This window comes from Leptolyngbya sp. FACHB-671, from assembly GCF_014695745.1.
Taxonomy (GTDB): domain Bacteria; phylum Cyanobacteriota; class Cyanobacteriia; order Elainellales; family Elainellaceae; genus JAAUTN01.
In genome coordinates, this window is record NZ_JACJOV010000134.1 from 83,491 (window position 1) to 102,099 (window position 18,609).

Genomic DNA, 18,609 nt, shown 5'->3' on the forward strand with positions numbered 1-18,609 from the left:
TAAATCCCTACCTCCCTTCTTTTTAAGAAGTAAGCACTACAAGTTGGCGTTTAAGGATTTGAGAAAGTCTCAATCTCTCGTCCCCCAATCGAGTACCCTGCACTCGTACGAGGTACTGAGAAAGGTTGAGGCGGGGGTTGAACCACCTGGGGCTGTTGCACGTTGGGAACTGGAGAAGTACCGCCTGCTGTTCCACCGCCGTAGGGAGTCTGGACGGGTTGCCCAATTCCAGGTTGAGCAGGAATGGTTTGCGGCAAGACTTGCGGAGCCTGCGGTAAGCCAGGTACAGCCTGAGGGCTAACCGAATTGGGGCTAGTTGGGCTGGTATACGGGCTATTGCGACCGTAAATCAGGGAAGGCGGAATCGTGTAGCCCGTCGTTCCAGGGGCTGGAGAAGTTTGAGGGGCATATTGCCCTACCGGTTGAGGCGGCAGATAAGTAGGAGTTGCCGCTGGCTGTCGCCTCGTATCGCCTGAGGCTGTCTCAGAAGACTCAGCCTGAGACTGAGTTTGAGTGGTGGGCTGGTTAGCAGAATTAGCGTATTGCTCAACTGCTGAGCGAAGTGGACTAGCAGGAGGAGTAGCTTGGGCGGCTGTGCCCAACCCAAAGCCAGGATTTGGTGCCCCAGCCGAAGCAGAATCAGCAGTAGTCGAACTTCCGGGCAACAAAGTGGGATTGTTGAACAGGTTCAGGCTCAAAGGTTGACCACCTTGAGCATAAGCTGACGAAAATGGAGAAGACTGACTAGTAGACTGGGGTGCCCCATTGACCAAAGGTGAATCCGTCGGCCGTAAGGTGGACGCTTCCCCATCTTCCCCATCTGCAGAGCGTGACGGCGGAGCCAGCAGATCAATTTCTGCTTCTTCATCAAAGTCACTAATCTCGTTTCTTAGGACCGAGAGACTGTCGATATCCATCCCGATCGCACTGTCTTCTTCGGGCGGCAAGGCATCAGGGTCAGCCGTATCAGTTGCGTTTTCAGCTTCAGGAGAGACGCGATCGCTCTCACTCACGGTTAACCAGTCTGGGCGCTGCAAAAGGGTGTAAACGGAGAACAAGGTCAGCAATAGGATTGCCGCAGATCCCCAAACCGCAGGGCGCTTTAGAATCCGCAGCCGCGCTTTGAGATAACGAACGGAAGCCGGAGAGTGATTGAGAGGTGACATGGTTATAGCAGTCCGAACTCTACAACAAATCCATTAGCTGAACTTGATTTTGTTCTATCCTAGCCGCTTCTTAAAATTTATACCTGCTTCTATATGAAGTCTTCTTCAACACTTCATACAGAAATCTGCGTAGATTTGTTAACATCAACGCCTTTAATCAAAGCCCTAGCGAGAAGCCCGAACTAACAGGAAACCACCAGCCACCAGCCCAAGCAGGTTGGGTAGCCACGCTCCCATAAAGGGCGATAAAACTTCGTTTTGGGCGAGGGAGCCAGTGACCACCGCAGACAGGTAATAGCCAAAGATAATCACCAGGCTGATTGCAAAACCCGTTGCTCTCCCTGTGCGTCGCGATCGCGTTCCCAGTGCGGCCCCAACTAGCCCAAACGCTACACAGACAAAGGGCAAAGAGTATTTCTGCTGAATTCGCACTCTTAGCTTGCGAATCTTTGCCTCATCCCCGCCCTGTTGTAGCAGCGCCATGTAATCTAGCGATTGTTTGATATTCATTTCGTCATAGTCGCGTCCTCTGGAGGCAAGGTCCAACGGGGTGCGCGGCAACTGAATTTGCTGCTGCTCAAAGGTGACGATATTGCGAAACGAACCATCCGACGACACCACATAAATGGTGCCATCAAAAAAATCCCAGGTGCTTTGAGCTAGATTCCAGATGGCGGATTTGGCGCTAACAATTTGATTTAGCCCTTCTCGCGAAAAGTCTAGAATGGTTAGCCCCTGCATCTCCCGTCCGTTAAACTCTCTGGCATAGAAGAGCCGCGCTAGCCGCTGCTTGCGATCGCCATCATCTTCGACAAACTCCTGAAATTCTTGATAGAAGATGTTTTCTTCCTGAAATTCAGGTCTTTCATCCCCTAATGCCCGCTCCAGCGTCGTTGCTGCACGGTAGTTAGCCGCTGGAACAATTAGCTCGTTAAATACAAACGTCAGCCCCGTCACGATCGTACAAAGCACAACAGCCGGAAGCACCAGACGAAACACACTGATGCCACAGCCGCGCAGCGCCACCAGTTCACTGTCCGTGGAGAGCCGCCCATACGTCATCAGGGTAGCCAACAGCGAGGAGGCAGGAAAGCCATAAACCATGAACTGAGGAAAATTTAACGCTAGTATCTCTACAGCTGTAGAGATTGGCAATCCAGACTCCGTGACACGACGAATCAGGTCAAACAGCGCCCCTACCGAAACACCAAGGGACGAAAAAATTCCCACCCCAAACAAAAAAGGCAGTGTTAACTCCGTGGCAATGTAGCGATCCATCACTGACAGTTGAGGCAGCCAGTTCCACAGGTTAAGTTTTGGATTAGCAAGTTTTGAGAAACCTGAATTCATAAAAGCTGAATCAGCAACAGCATCGGGGAATTGAGGGGAGACTTTATAGAGTAGCCTTACGGTTGGAAACTGTCACCCAGATAGTATTGGCGCACTAGTGGATTACTGTAAAGCTCCTCCGAACTGCCGGATGCTAAAATTTGCCCATCTCGCATGATGTAAGCACGATCGGTGATTGCTAGGGTTTCTCGAACGTTGTGATCGGTAATCAAGATTCCCATCTGGCGATCGCGCAAGTTAGCAATGATCTCTTGAATCTCAGCAACGGCGATCGGATCAACTCCCGCAAACGGCTCATCTAGCAGTAAGAATTTTGGTCCATCTTGCCCAGACGCTAGTGCTCTAGCCAATTCTGTACGCCGTCGCTCTCCTCCGGAAACTTTAACTCCAGAAGTAGCAGCAACTTTCTCCAGGCGAAATTCCTTGAGCAGTTGATGTAATCGATCAACATGTTCGTAGCGCGGTACTCCTGTCTGCTGCAACACGAGCAAAATGTTGTCCTGCACACTGAGATGCCGAAAAATACTAGGTTCTTGAGCTAAATAGCCAATTCCCAATTTAGCCCGCTGGTGCATTGGCAAATCGGTGATGTCCAAGTCATTTAGCCAAACTCTACCTTGATCAGGCTTTTCTAGCCCTGTTGCCATGTAAAAGGTAGTCGTTTTTCCTGCCCCATTTGGACCAAGCAGCCCTACCACTTCTCCTCGCACTACCGAAAGGTTGACGCGGTTAACGACTGCGCGTCTACCGTAGGATTTGTGAACATTCTCCAGGACAATCTTCAAGGTTGACCCTCAACGGTAGTTATTGCAAAAGGGTTAGCCCTAATCCTATCAGAGGCAGTTCATTCGTTATAGGACACTGTGCCAAAAGCGGGCCCAAGCAAAAACTAGGGACTAATGGGTGTCTTAAATTCTGGCTTGGGGTTAAAGTCTGACGATTCTTCTGACGATTCCTCCGTTGTAGAGACAGGAGTCGTCGTCGCAACAGGGGCGTTGGGGTCAGGCACAATGTAGATTGACTCAACCTGCCGCTGATCTTCAGGAAGAGCTACAAATCGTCCTTCATCGACTAGATAAGTAATTGTTTCGGCGCGCATACTATTGCCCTCTTGCAGGACATAGACATCGCCACTGAGGACAATTCGCCGTTCACGGCTGTAGTACTGAGCCTGGGCGGAAGTGGCTTGAATTTGCCGAGCCGGGTAGTTAATCTGCACATTGCCACGAGCCGTTACTACGCCCGTCACGGCATTGGCTTCCTGCACATCTGAGCGCAGGGTCAACGGTTGGTTGGGTCGCTGGGCTGGGGCATTCTGAGCGATCGCCAAAGGTAGAGGCAAAGGAGCGATCGCCCCCATTACCGCAGCAGAGACCAGCGTCAGTTTGAGGAAAGGCAGGTTGAAGCGGGAGCGAGACGCAGATTTCATAAACGAAGTAATAGAACTTTTAGTAGGAATTAGGTAGTAAGGCTTAAAACTGAACGCTAGCCAAGTGCAACAGCTTCTAGTTCTAGCGTAGATGCAGCTAGTTTATATGCCAATATTACCCAACCAGAGCCTGGACACAAGAAACAAGCAAGCTCTATAACGTCCTTGACTCTCCTATCTTCACAGAAGTTTCAGCCTCAACAGAACTTTTGTTACAAAGTTTGTACCTTTGATTCACTTCAGCAAGAACTAGCTCACTGATTGCGATCCTTCCTCAGCTTTTGAGATAGTCGGCAGCTTCAAGGAGCCGGTTGAGGCGAGGCTATCGCCCGCTTCCATTTGTACCAGATCCGCCACTCGCTCTGCTCCTACCTGTTGCAACATCGCCAGCAAATCTGCCGCCTGATTTAACAACTGCGTCACATTTACTCCAGAATAAACGGGTTGGTAGTGTCGCAGCCGATTCATCCCCTCTCCCAGCAGAATCACCGCCCCTCGCCAATTGTGATTGCCCAAATGGTGCAACGCCACTGCAATTTGTAGTACCCCTTGGTAAAACCGCTTTTCTGGCTCCACTGAATCCATCCACAGTGCCTCTAGCGTGTCGTGGCAATCATAAAACTGGCGCTGATTGAACTGCTCCACGCCCTGCCAAAATTCCTCTGGGATTTCCTCCATCTCTTCATTCATTCGTTTAGTGTCGCGGTAAAGGTGCCTGAAGTTGAAGCTGTAGGTCTTTTTCGGGTTGAACCACAAAACCGGGATGGCTGGAGCTGAGCGATACGTTTGATAGCGGCTTCTCAGACCGCAACTCATTGGAATTTCTCGATGACCACAGGAGCCAACGACTACCTTGGGGTAAATCACTGAGGCTATCTGGATTTTGGCTGAGCCACACCAGAGACAGCGGAGGGAGGCGATCGCCCGTCTCCTCTTCTCCAGCATACGTTTCTGCCAGCGCTTCTAGCACCGCTTGTCCGCCGCGCAGCAATCCCGTTCGAGCGGTCCAGAGGCTGACCTGAAGCTGACGCTGAACTGCATAAAAATACAGCGAAGCCGCCACGATCACCGCTTGCTCAAAGTCATCTCGCTCCCAGGCGATCGCACTGTCCAAAGCAATGACGACTTCCTGCCCACCCGTAAACATCTCTAGCTCTCGCACCCTTAACTCCCCGTAGCGGGCGCTAGTACGCCAGTGAACCAACCGAATTGGATCTCCCCAACGGTAGGGACGTAGAGTCCGCGTTACCCCCTCTGTTGCGCCTAGAGCACGGTAGCTGCTCTGCACCTGAGCATTCACGTCCCTCCCCATCTCATCAATCAAAGGACACTGACGCAGAGGCAAAACGATGGGGTAGACAATCGCGATCGCCTTTGCCGTTCGACTCCGTCGACTCCAAAATAGTCCCAGCGGTGCAGCCGTTCTTAGATTCACCGTATGCCAGCGATACACGCCCCGTCGCTGAGTCGGCTGCTGATAAACCCAGCGCTGCATTCCCCTTGCTGGAATTAGCTCAAACGCCTGCTGCACTGGCTTGTTTAACACATGAGGCAGCATATCTTGAACCTCAATTAGCGTTTTGGGCTGGGTTGCTGGGTTGTGCAATTCCAGTTCAATCGTGAGCGGTTCACCCGCACTAACAGGTTGAATCGGCTGTCGGATCACCCGAATCTGCCGCAGCGATCGCCGGGGGAGGATGGTGGCGATCGCCAACAGCGCAAAAATTACCCCACTAATCACATACAGCCAACCTGACATCGTATTCGTCGCCGATGCAAAGAAAAACAGCGACAGCCCCGTCAACAGCCAGCCGCTATAGGCAGGCTTCACCCAGCGAGTCTCCAGCCAATCATTAATCTGCTGATATTGCATAGGAATTTTGCGGATGGGGGATTAAGAATTAGGGATTAAGGAATGGGGATCAGAGGCTAACCCCCAATCATCCCCCTCAACCTGAGTAAGCAGGCTATAATTTTTGCGGAAGCGTAACATAACTTGCACATGAGTAATCCCCTGGTTCATGCGTTTTTTGTAGGCAGAGCTTTCGCAGAAGCGCTCGGCGAGCAGCTTGAAAACGCTGTAACTGACACCCTTAGCGAGCTCGGCAAATTTGATGCGGAGCAACGCGAAAGTCTACGACAGTTCACAGAGCAAGTCATCGAACGAGCCAATCGTGAAGAAGAATCTGCTATGCAGGGTCGTACAACCTCAGCCTTAGTGCGTCGCGGTTCGCAACCAGAAGACCTGCAAGCCACCATTGACGAACTTCGGGCAGAGGTTGCCCAACTTCGCGCCGAGCTTCAGCGCTATCGCAGCCGATCGTCCTGATAGCTTAGCGTTCTAGCTCCACTGCACTTTAAAAATCTCAAAAGCTCACCCCTTGGTAGGCTTTAAGTAACTTAAAATCTTTCTCCTGAAGTTTCTTTAAGCACTTGAGTGTCTGTTCCTCCTGATGATCCCATTCAACCTGCACGGAGTGCGAGGCAAGTAATGTCGGCGCTTCCTTCTCAAGCTGAATTAGAGTCAAGTGACGCACTGGCCGGGTCAGACCGTGACCTGTCAGTTCGCGATCGATTTAAGCCCAATTCTGCAAAGGCTTATCGCTGGAGCCGTAAGAATTATTCTCGCCAGCGTCGCTTCATCGACATCTGGACCTTTGTGCTAAAGCTTTTAGCAGCCCAATGGTTCTACAAAAAATCATGGAGCTATCGAGGCGGAGCAACCGAGGAAAACAAGTCCCTCCGACGTCGAGCGCTGGCAATCTGGATTAGAGAAACATTCCTAGATCTTGGCCCCACATTCATCAAGCTGGGACAACTCTTTTCAACCCGCGCTGACTTGTTTCCAGCGGAGTATGTTGAGGAGCTAACCAAGCTTCAAGACAGAGTCCCTGCCTTCAGCTATGAGCAGGTTGAGGCAATCATTCAGGAAGATTTTGACAAAGCGATTCCAGGGCTTTATCGCAGTTTTGACCCTATTCCTCTAGCAGCCGCTAGTTTAGGACAGGTTCACCGAGCTCAGCTTCATTCCGGTGAAGAAGTTGTGGTAAAGGTGCAGCGTCCGGGGCTAAAGAAACTGTTTGAGATTGACCTGCGGATTCTCAAAGGAATTGCCCGCTACTTCCAAAACCATCCCAATTGGGGGCGAGGTCGCGATTGGCTGGGAATCTACGACGAGTGCTGCCGCATCCTATGGGAAGAAATTGATTACCTAAACGAAGGACGCAACGCAGACACATTTCGCCGCAATTTTCGAGGTGAAGATTGGGTAAAAGTTCCTCGAATCTACTGGCGCTACACGTCTCCAAGAGCGCTAACCCTAGAATATGTCCCCGGAATCAAAATCAGCCACTACGAAGCACTAGAGGCTGCGGGATTAGACCGCAAACTGCTTGCCCAACTGGGCGCTAAAGCTTATTTGTATCAGTTGCTTAATGATGGTTTTTTCCATGCTGACCCCCACCCTGGCAACATTGCCGTTAGCCCAGAAGGATCGCTAATTTTTTATGATTTCGGCATGATGGGGCGGGTTCAACCCGTCACGCGGCAAAAACTTTTACAAACCTTTTTTGGCATTGCTCAAAAGGATGCTGATCAGGTCGTAGCTTCCCTCATTGAGCTAGGGGCACTGGCTCCAGCAGAAGATATGGGTCCAGTGCGGCGATCGATTCAGTACATGCTGGATCACTTCATGGATCAGCCCTTTGAGCACCAATCTGTCAGCTCCATTAGCGACGACCTCTACGAAATTGCCTACGACCAACCCTTCCGTTTTCCTGCAACCTTTACCTTTGTAATGCGAGCGTTTTCAACACTGGAGGGAGTCGGGAAGGGACTAGATCCAGATTTTAACTTTATGGAGGTCGCAAGACCTTTTGCGATGCAAATTATGACAAACGGACATTCTTCAGAATCCAGCGGTTTGTTTAGCGAGTTAGGTCGTCAAGCCGCTCAGGTGAGCAGTACAGCGCTGGGTTTACCTCGCCGTATTGAAGATACCATTGAGAAGCTAGAGCGGGGAGATTTGCGAATTCGGGTGCGATCGACTGAAACCGATCGCGCCCTACGTCGCCTCAGCAGCGTTAACATGGGGACTAACTATACTTTGCTGATCGGAGCCTTCACATTGTCGGCTACGATCTTGTTAGTAAATCAGTACGTTTGGTTGGCAGCACTATCAGCCATCGCAGCATCGGTTGTTGCAGTGGCTCTAGTTCGGCTCTTAATGAAGCTTGACCGACTTGAGCGTATGCTTTAAAGATCTAAATTCGCTTCCGATGCAAGCAGCTACTCTATGAAACGCCTCTTCACGGGTCTTACTGACCCTGGATTGATCCGATCCGTGAACCAGGATGCCTTTTATAACGACCCAGACGGGCGTTTTTTTATCGTGGCAGACGGCATGGGAGGTCATGCAGGCGGTCAAGAAGCAAGCCGAATTGCAACCTATGCAATCCAAATGCACCTGGATAAATACTGGGCTTCACCGGAGCAATCTAAGACATTGCTGGAGACAGCGTTTCTAGAAGCAAATCGGGCTATCCTAAACGACCAGGCGGCTCACCCAGAACGCTCTGACATGGGAACAACAGCTGTCGTGGTCATTTTTCGGGATGAGCAGCCTTACTGTGCCCACATTGGAGATTCACGGCTTTATCGCCTGCGAGGGGCAAAACTAGATCAAATCACGGAAGATCACACCTGGGTGGCTCGGGCTATGAAAGTAGGAGATTTAACTCCCGATCAGGCTCGAATTCATCCTTGGCGACACATCTTGTCGAAGTGTCTGGGACGAGAGGATTTACGTCAAGTGGATGTGCAGTCGTTTGATTTGCTGCCGAGCGATCGCCTCCTACTCTGCAGCGATGGCTTGACCGAAGAGCTCCCCGACCATTTGATCGCCTCCCACCTAAAAGGGATTCGCGCTTGTGACAAAGCAGCTTTAACCCTGGTAAATGCAGCAAAAGACAAAGGTGGGCGAGATAACATCACCGTCGTGATCGTTGGCAGTGACAGCTCCGCGCGTGCTGAAGAGTAACCCTGGTCGAGCAAGCTTCACCAAAATCGGATTGGGTTAGATTTAGTTTACTTTGAACTTTTTTACAATTCGTAACTTGCTAGAAATACCTATAACCTACGAGCAGAGGGGCTTTTGCAGATCCCCGTCTTTCGGATTATGCGGTTTTCGGGCAAAAGTACCCTTATGGGGATAGGCAATTTGTCAAACGATTGTTATCTTTTGTAATATAAAGCGATCCTAAAGCTTGTTCATGGGAAACCTGAAGCGTAACAACGATCGCCGAATAGATTTCGAGGAGCTTGCAATATCTAGTTAGATTTGCACACACCGCGAATTCACTCACTACCCCAAGAGGAGTCAATCATGAACCAACCAATCGAACTTTCTCTGGAACAACAGTTCAGCCTCCGGTCGTTTGAGACTCAGGTTGAGCGGATGAGCCGTGAACAAGCTCAGCAATTTCTAATCAAGCTGTATGAGCAGATGATGTTGAGGGAGACCATGTACAAGCAGTTCCTCAAGCATCAGTGGGGCATTGAGGCTGGTCCCCAGTTCTAAGTTCTATTTTTGTCGCAGTGGGCGACCTCCCTCTCTTGCTAAGTTCCTGCTGGGAAAAGAGCTGGGGATGCTGGGGCGTCAACTCTTCCCTTGATACGGAAATTGCTTTCCTGATGTCGCTTAGCTCCGTACAAGTCCTTTCGATACAAACCCCTCCTGTGAACCTTTTGACCGCATATATGTGAAGACAGGACGCATTATCACGTGAGTTTGGCTGTCTTTGAACTCTGTTGCGCTGTTTACGTGATTCTTGGCAATTGCTCACCTCTGCACAGCAAGCCGCTAGAATTCAATTAAAAATTTAACCGCTGATATTGCTTTGATTCTGGGATTAGGTAAAACTTTTAGATCTACTGTTGCTGCTACATGAATTGCCTTTGAGGTCAAGCAAGTACCGTATGTTGCTGCGAGACTCTACAGCGAGGATGTTAGGGTTAGGAGGAGCTGAATAATGTGCTAGACCTTCAACCAAGACCTTAATCTATGTTTCAGCGCGTCATCATTTGCACGGATTTTTCGGACGGCATATACCGCCTAGCAAATTGCGTTCCCAGTCTCGCTGCTGGTGGCGCAAAGCAAATTATTCTTTTACACGTTGTTCCCCTGTCCGAGGAAAGAGAAATTCCTCGACCCGATGCGGAGAAGATGCAGGCTGCACGCGATCGCCTCTCTGTGGCTCTAGAAAACGTGCCTAATGGCGTTGATGTCAAAGTTGTAGTTGAGTCAGGTAAACCTTCTGACCACATCGTCAGCACTGCCAAAGCCCACAATGCTGATTTAATCATTCTGGGAATGCCCAGTCGTAACTTGCTTGCCGAAAAATTGTTTGGCAGCACAACGATGAACCTGTGTCAGCGAATGGCAATTCCAGTGATGACGCTGCGCCCCCAACTCGTTTCTACCTACACAGTGGAGGAGCTAGAGCTGCGCTGTCATCATTTGTTTCGCTATCTGCTGTTGCCCTATGATGGCAGCGCGCCCTCCCAGTACTTACTTCAGCAGGTCAAGCATTACGCTCAACAACCGGATAGCTCACTGGAGTGCTGCCTCCTCTTCTGGGTCGTTGATCCATCTGGGCGTAGCGGTGCAGTCTTAAAGGAATCTAGGGCAAAAGAGGCGGAAGCTAAGCTAGCGGAGGCTAAAGCTGACCTGGAGAAACTGGGATTAAGAGTTGAAACTGAGGTACGCATGGGCGACCCTATCCTAGAGGTGCTAAAAGCTGCTGAGGTGCATGATATTAGTGCGATCGCCTCCTCATCTGGCAGTTTGGGTAAGCTGATCGAGTGGTCAGTACCCAGCTTTACAGGCGAGATTCTACGCCGGAGCTGGCATCCAGTCATCTATTTTCCCCCTACAAGAGGGTGAGTCGGCGCAACTAGCAATATTCAACCCGACAGGTCAGTATCTTCCTCGAAGTAGAGAGATTCTAGCTTCATCAAGATTTTGGGTTTGATTTTCTCTAGTTCTGCTTTCAAAACGCTCTTGCTGATATGAGCTTGAGAGATCGACCCACGGGTTAACTGCCCCGTTGTTGCCCAGTCGAGCAATAGCTTGCACTGTGGCACGGCGATCGTTGAATTGACCACATTGGCACAACGCTTCGGTTCTTCTTGGGCAAAAAACAACACCCGATATTCCCCTGACTCGCCTAGTAGCCGAGTCATTTTTTGTCCTTGAGGGGTTTTTAAGTCTAGATAGCAGGGCAGCCAGCGGGGACCGTATTTCCGGTTATAGAGGACGGTGAGCCATAGCATCATAGGATGGGGTGCTTCTAAAAACAAAAACTGGTTGTAGCGAGTACCCGTTTCCCGCTTTTGAACTTCTTTTTTAGGCAACATCACCCACAGGGTTGCCAAATGACCTTTGCTGGTGCGAAGCGGATGGTGAAAGACAATTTCAGCGATCGGCTTATCGTCGGGCCAAGAAGCAAATCGACAGATTTCTATGACGGAGAGGGAGTTAGAAAGACGCTCAGGCTTTCTGACGACTTCTTTTTCTTTGAGAATCTTGCTCCACTGTTTGCCTAGTTCTCTGCCATGACCAAAACGCTGCTCTAAAGGCTCCAGAGCTTTAATGATTTCAGCAACCGTTTGGGGGCGATCGCCTGGTGACTTTGACAAACAGCTCATCACCAGATTTTCTAAGACTTTTGGTGGCTTTAGGTCCAGGTTGAACGACTCAAAGGTGCGGGGCTGCTGAAAATGATGCGTCTTATACCAACCTCCAAACGTGTGCGTATCAGCATGAAGCGGCATTTTGCCGGTCAACATCTGAAACATCATTACGCCCAGGCTATAAATATCCGAGCGTCCATCTAGCTCACGCCCCTCCATTTGCTCGGGCGAAGAGTACGCCAGGGTACCCATAAAGCAGTTGGTCTGGCCGCTGTCTGCCTGAAGCATTTTGGCGATACCAAAGTCCAAAATTTTGGCCATTTCTCCCAGACTGTCATCCTGAATTATCAGAATATTGCTGGGTTTGATATCTCGGTGAATCACGGGGCAAAGATCGCCATCAACCTGAATCCCCTGGTGGGCGCGCTGTAGACCGAGACAAACGTGACGAGTCAGGTTTAAAAATCGAGGCAAAGAAAGCGGCTGATGGGCAATTAAATCGCTCAGGCTTTCTCCGCGCAGATACTCCATCACGTAGAAAGGGATTTCGTCATCATTCACGCCATAGTCAGTCACTCTGACAATATGAATGCTCTTTTGCCCTAGCAACGCACAAGTTGTCGCCTCTCGCACAAAGCGGTCGCGCATTTTGTCATTGAGCAGCGTCTGCGAGAGAAACTTAATGGCAACGGGTACCCCTCCCAACAGCACGTCCTTAGCTCCATAGACGCGACCCATAGACCCCTGTCCCAGCGTCTCTATGAGCTGATAGCGGTTTGCTAACATGCAGCCAATGTTTGAGTCTGTCATCATGGGGCGGACTCCTCACACCAAAAGAATAATGGAGCCCGACTGATGAACAGCCTGCGGCATCAACTGCACTAGCTGAATCAGATTGGGTGCATTTGCAAGACTTACCAGAATCACCTGCTACCTCAAAAGCTAAGCAAAACGATTAGGAAACGAAAGAGAGGGAATGCGATCAGCCTAATTTTTCATCAAAGTCATGAAATACATCAACTTGAGTAAATTAGTCTGATCAAAACAACAATTGGCTGCACCCGATGGAAGGTTAGCTAGACCTACCGATAGAGGGCGATCATCGGCTCTCTAGACCCTGCATCAAACGTGAATTCGCGTAGTAACCGAGGGAATGAACAGTACCCAGAGCAAAAGCCTAATTTCTTGTACCAAGAGCTAAGTCAATTGAGTGATAAAGGTATCGTACTTTAGCTCCCAAGGCTGTATCAAAAATCAGGGAAACGGCTATTAGACTGTAGCTTTATGCAGAATTGCAAAGAAAAGTTAACTAGCTTAGCAGCAAAAGCCCAAATTTATGAGCGCTTGGAGTTATTTTAGCGATTCATACTACCTTATTATCTAGAGCAACTGTGCGATTCACCCCTCCCAGTGAGGCTGATTCGACTTGATCGTGCTGTTGTTTGATTCCATCCTTACTAACAATGCCCAAATGTGCCCGAAAAGCTACTGAAGTCAAGGCAATAACTTTATGTATTTATTGTCCTTGCGTCGGGCAATCGCTCCCTTGAAAGTTCCCTGAAGGTTACTGACCCAGATAGGCTTCTAGCACCTGAGTATTTTTTTGCATTTCGGCAGGTGTACCAGAGGCGAGGTTGCGACCTTCCGCTAGCACCCAGACGCGATCGCACAGAGACATAATCACGTCCATGTTATGTTCAATTACCAAAAATGATAATCCTTCCCGGTTCCACTGCACGATGTGTTCGCAGATTTTGTTAATCAGCGTTGGATTCACCCCGGCTGCGGGTTCGTCTAGCAAAATCAGCTTTGGACGCACCATCAAAGCTCTGGCAATTTCTAGCAGCTTACGTTGACCACCCGATAGGGCTCCAGCATATTCTTGGGCCATGTGTGATAGCCCAACTGACTCCAAGATCTCGCTGGCGTATTCCCGTTGCGATCGCTCCTCTTTAATCACTTGCCCTGGACGAAGCCAGACATTCCAAAAGTTTTCACCCGACTGATGCTGAGTCGCCAGCAGCATGTTTTCCATCACCGATAGACGAGAGAGCACGCGAGCGACCTGAAAAGTTCTCACCATGCCTTGTTGAGCAATTTGGTGAGGCTGTAACTGCTGAATCGGTTCGCCGTCAAAAATCACCTCACCGCTATCTGGACGGATAAAGCTGGACAGCAGGTTGAAAAGGGTTGTTTTGCCGGCACCATTTGGCCCAATCAGACCAGTGATGCTGCCTTGAGGCACTTCAATCGAAGCATTGTCCACCGCTTTGATACCGCCAAAGCTCTTGTAAAGGTTCTTAGCGGATAACAGAGCATTTGCATTATCGACCAAGAGTCAGCTCCTCCTTCTTGCCCAAAATTCCTTGAGGTCGCCAAACCATCAGCACCATCAGCAAAAGCCCAATGATCATGACGCGAAATGCGCCGAGACGGGCATCATCCAATGGAACAACATCAGCCAGGATAAAGCGAGTAGAAGTTTGGTATGCCCAGAAAATAGCGGCACCGAGTAGCGTCCCGACGTTGTTGCCTGCGCCACCTAGCACCACAATGGTCCAGGCATTAAAGGTGACGAGCGGTTGAAAGTTGTCTGGGTAAACTGTTGTCAGTTGCCATGCATAAAGCGCTCCCGCAACTCCAGCGACCATTCCCCCCAACATCAGCGCTTGCAGCTTGTACCAGAAGACATTTTTGCCAAGCGCTTTTGCTACTTCTTCATCTTCACGAATGGCTTTGAGAACCCGACCCCAGGGCGATCGCACCAACTTCTGCAAACCCCAAAAAATCACCGCTACCACCAAGACTGAGATAAACATCAGCCCCGTCTTAATCGAGGTGCGCGAGTAGGTGTAGATTGCATGGGCAGCAAATTGGTAAATCCACAGCCCTACTGCTAAAGACAGCAAGCAGGAAACGAGAGACAGTCCTACGAACCAGTCTGGCAGACGAGGAATAGTTTGTTGCGCCAACCAGGTGTAGAGCGCGATAATGCCAACCAAAGCACCCAACAGAAACAAACCCAGCAGCCAGGGAGACAAATCCTCCGCTAGCTTGAGCTGACGGGCGATGATGACGGTTCCATAGAGCAGCAAACCCAGCGAACCGAGATAACCAGCTACAGCCAAAGAACTGTTAATCAAGGACTGACGCGAGACACCCTTGATTCGCTGACGCAGCCATTTCCACAACTGCCAGTACCCGATCGCGATCACTCCAGTAAAAATAGCCAGCATCCCAATTCGAGTCAGCAGAGTGGGGGCAAAACCCTGCAAAGGCAACGGAAACCCTTGCACACCAAACGCACCACGAGTTAGCCACTCTTCATTGAGAGCAACGAGGCGCACCATTTCTGAAACACCGATGGTGACGATCGCTAGGTAGTCTTCTCGCAGCCGCACGGTCGATAGCCCAATCAGTAGCCCCAGCAGGGCTGCAAAGAGCGAGCCAACCAGCACACAGAACGGTATCCAGATCAGCAGCGGAATAGGCACATCAAGGTCGCTTAGCAGCACAGTGACATAGCCACCGACTGCCATGAATGCAACGTGTCCAAAATTAATCAGTCCGGTATATCCCCACTGCAAATTTAGCCCTAAGCCAAACAGGGCAAAAATCGCGGTGAAAATTATCAGCGAAACAATGTAGCCTTCCATGCAGGTTGCGAAAGGGAGGTTGTGAAAGGGAAATAGCTTGGCGATTGCTGTTATCGCAGGCTCAGAGTTGCCAAGGCGATCGCCAACTGTTCTGTTCATTTAAGATCGCGTATGAATTGTACCGCATTCACAGAGACAGCCCGTATCAGGGGAGACGGAGACATTTACAGAAGGTAAATTATCGTGAAACCTAAACTCTATCCTTATGTTTCTCAACGGGTTGGACATGAGTCGCTAAACTGTGATTGACCCATTACGAAGGTTGAAATTTGCTATGGATGCCGCTGCACTCTGGCAACGTTACCAAGACTGGCTTTACTACCATGAGGGATTGGAGCTTTATCTCGATGTCAGTCGAATGCGGTTTGATGACGAATTTGTAGCAACGTTGCAGCCTAAGTTTGAGAAAGCATTTCAGGATATGGCGGACTTAGAGAAAGGGGCGATCGCCAACCCTGACGAAAACCGCATGGTCGGGCACTACTGGTTGCGTGATCCAGAGCTAGCCCCCACTCCAGAACTAAAGCAAGACATCCTCGACACGCTAGAGCAAATTCACACCTTTGCTCAGAAAGTTCACAGCGGCGAAATTCACCCGCCCCAGGCAGAGAAATTCACTGACATTCTCTCCATCGGCATCGGCGGGTCTGCGCTTGGGCCAGAATTTGTCGCAGAAGCCTTGTCTCCCATCTTTCCGCCGCTCAACATTCACTTCATTGACAACACCGACCCTACAGGAATCGATCGCATCCTGATCCAACTGCAAGACCGACTTGCGACCACACTGGTCATTACCATCTCCAAGTCTGGTGGTACCCCTGAAGCGCGCAACGGCATGTTAGAAGTCAAACACGCCTTTGAAAAACAGGGGCTAGATTTTGCTAAACATGCCGTTGCTACAACAGGCAAAGGCAGCAACTTGGACAAAATCGCGCAAACCGAAGGCTGGCTAGCCAGTTTTCCTATGCACGACTGGGTAGGTGGACGAACCTCCGAACTGTCAGCCGTTGGATTACTTCCCGCCGCACTTCAAGGAATTGGCATTGACGCAATGCTAGCTGGCGCAAAGGAAATGGATGCCGCAACCCGTGTGCCAGACATCAAAGGTAATCCTGCCGCACTGCTGGCGCTGTCCTGGTATTTTGCTGGGAACGGTAAGGGCGAAAAAGATATGGTGGTTTTGCCGTACAAGGACAGCCTGCTGCTGTTTTCTCGCTATCTGCAACAGCTCGTGATGGAATCTCTGGGCAAGGAAAAAGACCTGGATGGCAACACGGTCTATCAAGGCATCGCAGTTTATGGCAACAAAGGCTCCACTGACCAACACGCCTACGTGCAGCAGTTGCGAGAAGGCGTACCCAACTTCTTCCTTACCTTTATCGAAGTGCTGGACGACCGCGAGGGCGAATCTGTTGCAGTCGAACCGGGCGTAACCTCTGGAGACTACCTTTCTGGATTACTTCAAGGTACTCGTCAGGCACTCTACGAAAATCATCGAGACTCGATTACACTGACCATTCCTGAAGTCAATCCCTATACAGTCGGGGCATTGATTGCGCTATATGAACGAGCAGTTGGATTCTACGCTTCCCTGGTCAACATCAACGCTTACCATCAGCCGGGCGTTGAGGCAGGCAAAAAGGCGGCAGCGGCAGTGTTAGACCTGCAACGACGAGTTGTAGAGGTTCTACAGGAAGTAGGGCAGCCTATTAGGCTTACAGACTTGGCTGAGAAGATCAACGCCTCTGACGAAATCGAAACCATTTATAAAATCGCTCGGCATTTACACGCCAATCAACGTGGAGTGAGTCTGAGTGGCGATCCTGGTAAGCCTGAAACGTTGGCGATCGCCCCCAAGTCAGGAACGTGAATTTAGTTAAGTGAATCAAGCGCAGCATTTAGGCTGGGGGCTTGGCACTGCCAAGCCCGTACAGTTGAGTACAGTAAAGAGATTAGGCAGGTTAATTCATTCACGTTCTTCAACCCATTCAACCCTTTGGTATCCGATTCCTAATCTACAAACATGGTGGAACAACTTAAGCCCCGCTATTCCCTGGCTTGGATTAACAAGCTGTCTGAAGTCCCCCAAGTCGAATGGGATGCGCTGGCACTGCCACTCAAAACTCCATTTTTGGAGTGGGAATGGCTCAACAACATGGAAACCTCTGGTAGCGCTACCGCTAAAGCAGGTTGGTTGCCCAATCACTTAACGGTATGGCGCGATCGCACCTTAATCGCAGCCGCCCCCCTGTACCTGAAAGGGCACAGCTATGGTGAATTTGTGTTTGACCACCAGTGGGCCGATTTATCGCAGCGCTTAGGCATCCAGTACTACCCCAAACTACTGGGGATGTCACCCTTTACCCCAGCAGAGGGTTACCGCTTCTTGATCGCCCCTGATGAAGACGAAGACGAAATTATAGAACTGATGGTAGAGGCGATCGACCACTTCTGTCTTCGCAACCACATCTCCAGCTGCAATTTTCTCTATGCCGATCCAGAGTGGCGAAGCGTGATGGAGCGGCACAGCTTCGTTAGTTGGCTACACCACAGCTACATCTGGCAAAACCAGGGCTATCAAACCTTTGACCATTACTTAGGTGCGTTTAACGCAAACCAACGTCGCAACATCAAACGAGAGCGCAAGGCGGTCGAAAAGGCAGGATTACGGCTTCAGGTGCTGACCGGAGACGAAATCCCTAAATCGATGTTTTCACAAATGTATGCCTTCTACAGCGATACCTGCGATAAGTTTGGCTGGTGGGGCAGCAAATATTTGACTCGTCGCTTCTTTGAGCAGCTTTACCCGCATTACCGCCATCGGGTTGTATTTGTTGCCGCCTATGACGAGCAAAATGAGCAGCGACCCGTTGGTATGTCCTTTTGCCTGACCAAAGGCGACCAGCTTTATGGACGATATTGGGGTTGCTTACAGGAGTTTGACAGCCTGCATTTTGATGCTTGCTATTACACACCGATTGAGTGGGCGATCGCCCACAACATTCAAACCTTTGATCCGGGTGCTGGTGGCAGACACAAAAAGCGGCGTGGTTTCCCCGCTACCCCCAACCACAGTCTGCACCGCTTTTACGATAGTCGCCTTGGTCAAATTCTTAACTCATACATTACTGAAGTTAACCGAATGGAGCAACAAGAGATCGATGCCATCAACCTCGATCTGCCATTCAAACAAGGTACAAATGACGAATCATAATCCCTGACCTACACACAAAGACCTAGAAACAAAGTTGCCTGCCGCAATGGAGTTAGGTTTATCCAACCCCATCACGGCAGGCATATTGCTACTAAAACCAGT

16 protein-coding genes are annotated in these 18,609 nt (G+C 50.1%); 7 read left to right on the top strand and 9 right to left on the bottom strand.

What is annotated here, in order from left to right; translation table 11 throughout:
* Nucleotides 1-50 precede the first annotated feature (50 nt).
* From H6F93_RS20845 to H6F93_RS20870, 6 genes are all read right to left on the bottom strand, one after another.
* Entirely contained in the window at nucleotides 51-1,166 is a 1,116-nt protein-coding gene (locus tag H6F93_RS20845; protein ID WP_190684791.1) for a hypothetical protein, read from the bottom strand.
* 165 nt (nucleotides 1,167-1,331) lie between these two features.
* Entirely contained in the window at nucleotides 1,332-2,516 is a 1,185-nt protein-coding gene (locus H6F93_RS20850; protein ID WP_524537985.1) for an LptF/LptG family permease, read from the bottom strand.
* A gap of 56 nt (nucleotides 2,517-2,572) precedes the next feature.
* The gene (gene lptB, locus H6F93_RS20855; RefSeq protein ID WP_190641817.1) at nucleotides 2,573-3,301 is read right to left on the bottom strand and encodes an LPS export ABC transporter ATP-binding protein; all 729 of its coding nucleotides are present in this window, start codon (nucleotides 3,299-3,301) and stop codon (nucleotides 2,573-2,575) included.
* 104 nt (nucleotides 3,302-3,405) lie between these two features.
* Nucleotides 3,406-3,945, bottom strand: a complete 540-nt coding sequence (locus tag H6F93_RS20860) for an LptA/OstA family protein (protein ID WP_190641818.1) — start codon at nucleotides 3,943-3,945, stop codon at nucleotides 3,406-3,408.
* Nucleotides 3,946-4,194: 249 nt separating this feature from the next.
* Nucleotides 4,195-4,635 carry a DUF309 domain-containing protein gene (locus H6F93_RS20865; protein WP_242043541.1) on the bottom strand — a complete coding sequence of 147 codons (441 nt, stop codon included), beginning with the start codon at nucleotides 4,633-4,635 and terminating at the stop codon, nucleotides 4,195-4,197.
* Between the two features lie 4 nt (nucleotides 4,636-4,639).
* Nucleotides 4,640-5,818 carry a DUF58 domain-containing protein gene (locus H6F93_RS20870; protein ID WP_190684796.1) on the bottom strand — a complete coding sequence of 393 codons (1,179 nt, stop codon included), beginning with the start codon at nucleotides 5,816-5,818 and terminating at the stop codon, nucleotides 4,640-4,642.
* A gap of 129 nt (nucleotides 5,819-5,947) precedes the next feature.
* Between H6F93_RS20870 and H6F93_RS20875 the strand changes: the two genes are divergently transcribed.
* The 5 genes from H6F93_RS20875 to H6F93_RS20895 all read left to right on the top strand — a co-directional run bounded on the left by H6F93_RS20875 (nucleotide 5,948) and on the right by H6F93_RS20895 (nucleotide 10,888).
* Entirely contained in the window at nucleotides 5,948-6,274 is a 327-nt protein-coding gene (locus H6F93_RS20875; protein ID WP_190684799.1) for a DUF6825 family protein, read from the top strand.
* Between the two features lie 108 nt (nucleotides 6,275-6,382).
* The gene (locus H6F93_RS20880; RefSeq protein WP_524537986.1) at nucleotides 6,383-8,203 is read left to right on the top strand and encodes an ABC1 kinase family protein; all 1,821 of its coding nucleotides are present in this window, start codon (nucleotides 6,383-6,385) and stop codon (nucleotides 8,201-8,203) included.
* A gap of 36 nt (nucleotides 8,204-8,239) precedes the next feature.
* On the top strand, nucleotides 8,240-8,983 hold the full coding sequence (locus H6F93_RS20885) for a PP2C family protein-serine/threonine phosphatase (protein WP_190641821.1): 744 nt from the start codon (nucleotides 8,240-8,242) through the stop codon (nucleotides 8,981-8,983).
* A 345-nt stretch (nucleotides 8,984-9,328) separates the two neighbouring features.
* Entirely contained in the window at nucleotides 9,329-9,523 is a 195-nt protein-coding gene (locus H6F93_RS20890; protein ID WP_190641822.1) for an NblA/ycf18 family protein, read from the top strand.
* 483 nt (nucleotides 9,524-10,006) lie between these two features.
* Complete coding sequence (locus tag H6F93_RS20895; protein WP_190684801.1) at nucleotides 10,007-10,888, top strand: universal stress protein; 882 nt, start codon at nucleotides 10,007-10,009, stop codon at nucleotides 10,886-10,888.
* A 20-nt stretch (nucleotides 10,889-10,908) separates the two neighbouring features.
* Here the strand turns inward: H6F93_RS20895 and H6F93_RS20900 are convergent, their stop codons facing one another.
* The 3 genes from H6F93_RS20900 to H6F93_RS20910 all read right to left on the bottom strand — a co-directional run bounded on the left by H6F93_RS20900 (nucleotide 10,909) and on the right by H6F93_RS20910 (nucleotide 15,392).
* Nucleotides 10,909-12,450, bottom strand: a complete 1,542-nt coding sequence (locus tag H6F93_RS20900) for a serine/threonine-protein kinase (protein WP_524537987.1) — start codon at nucleotides 12,448-12,450, stop codon at nucleotides 10,909-10,911.
* 751 nt (nucleotides 12,451-13,201) lie between these two features.
* Nucleotides 13,202-13,972: an ABC transporter ATP-binding protein gene (locus tag H6F93_RS20905; protein WP_190641824.1), complete on the bottom strand. Its 771-nt coding sequence runs from the start codon at nucleotides 13,970-13,972 to the stop codon at nucleotides 13,202-13,204.
* Nucleotides 13,962-15,392, bottom strand: a complete 1,431-nt coding sequence (locus H6F93_RS20910) for a branched-chain amino acid ABC transporter permease (RefSeq protein WP_242043542.1) — start codon at nucleotides 15,390-15,392, stop codon at nucleotides 13,962-13,964. The genes H6F93_RS20905 and H6F93_RS20910 overlap by 11 nt, the downstream gene beginning before the upstream one ends.
* 175 nt (nucleotides 15,393-15,567) lie before the next feature.
* On the opposite strand from H6F93_RS20910, the gene H6F93_RS20915 reads away from it, so the two are divergent.
* Both H6F93_RS20915 and H6F93_RS20920 read left to right on the top strand, forming a co-directional pair.
* The gene (locus H6F93_RS20915; RefSeq protein ID WP_190684804.1) at nucleotides 15,568-17,163 is read left to right on the top strand and encodes a glucose-6-phosphate isomerase; all 1,596 of its coding nucleotides are present in this window, start codon (nucleotides 15,568-15,570) and stop codon (nucleotides 17,161-17,163) included.
* Between the two features lie 153 nt (nucleotides 17,164-17,316).
* Nucleotides 17,317-18,507: a GNAT family N-acetyltransferase gene (locus tag H6F93_RS20920; RefSeq protein ID WP_190684807.1), complete on the top strand. Its 1,191-nt coding sequence runs from the start codon at nucleotides 17,317-17,319 to the stop codon at nucleotides 18,505-18,507.
* Nucleotides 18,508-18,609 lie beyond the last annotated feature (102 nt).

Excerpts from the sequence above, each read along its gene's own strand:
- H6F93_RS20895 (WP_190684801.1), top strand. The coding sequence starts at position 10,007 with ATGTTTCAGCGCGTCATCATTTGCACGGATTTTTCGGACGGCATATAC.
- H6F93_RS20865 (WP_242043541.1), bottom strand. The coding sequence starts at position 4,635 with ATGAATGAAGAGATGGAGGAAATCCCAGAGGAATTTTGGCAGGGCGTG.
- H6F93_RS20910 (WP_242043542.1), bottom strand. The coding sequence starts at position 15,392 with ATGAACAGAACAGTTGGCGATCGCCTTGGCAACTCTGAGCCTGCGATA.
- H6F93_RS20915 (WP_190684804.1), top strand. The coding sequence starts at position 15,568 with ATGGATGCCGCTGCACTCTGGCAACGTTACCAAGACTGGCTTTACTAC.
- H6F93_RS20900 (WP_524537987.1), bottom strand. The coding sequence starts at position 12,450 with ATGATGACAGACTCAAACATTGGCTGCATGTTAGCAAACCGCTATCAG.
- H6F93_RS20870 (WP_190684796.1), bottom strand. The coding sequence starts at position 5,818 with ATGCAATATCAGCAGATTAATGATTGGCTGGAGACTCGCTGGGTGAAG.
- H6F93_RS20885 (WP_190641821.1), top strand. The coding sequence starts at position 8,240 with ATGAAACGCCTCTTCACGGGTCTTACTGACCCTGGATTGATCCGATCC.
- H6F93_RS20920 (WP_190684807.1), top strand. The coding sequence starts at position 17,317 with ATGGTGGAACAACTTAAGCCCCGCTATTCCCTGGCTTGGATTAACAAG.
- H6F93_RS20860 (WP_190641818.1), bottom strand. The coding sequence starts at position 3,945 with ATGAAATCTGCGTCTCGCTCCCGCTTCAACCTGCCTTTCCTCAAACTG.
- H6F93_RS20875 (WP_190684799.1), top strand. The coding sequence starts at position 5,948 with ATGAGTAATCCCCTGGTTCATGCGTTTTTTGTAGGCAGAGCTTTCGCA.
- H6F93_RS20890 (WP_190641822.1), top strand. The coding sequence starts at position 9,329 with ATGAACCAACCAATCGAACTTTCTCTGGAACAACAGTTCAGCCTCCGG.
- H6F93_RS20850 (WP_524537985.1), bottom strand. The coding sequence starts at position 2,516 with ATGAATTCAGGTTTCTCAAAACTTGCTAATCCAAAACTTAACCTGTGG.
- H6F93_RS20845 (WP_190684791.1), bottom strand. The coding sequence starts at position 1,166 with ATGTCACCTCTCAATCACTCTCCGGCTTCCGTTCGTTATCTCAAAGCG.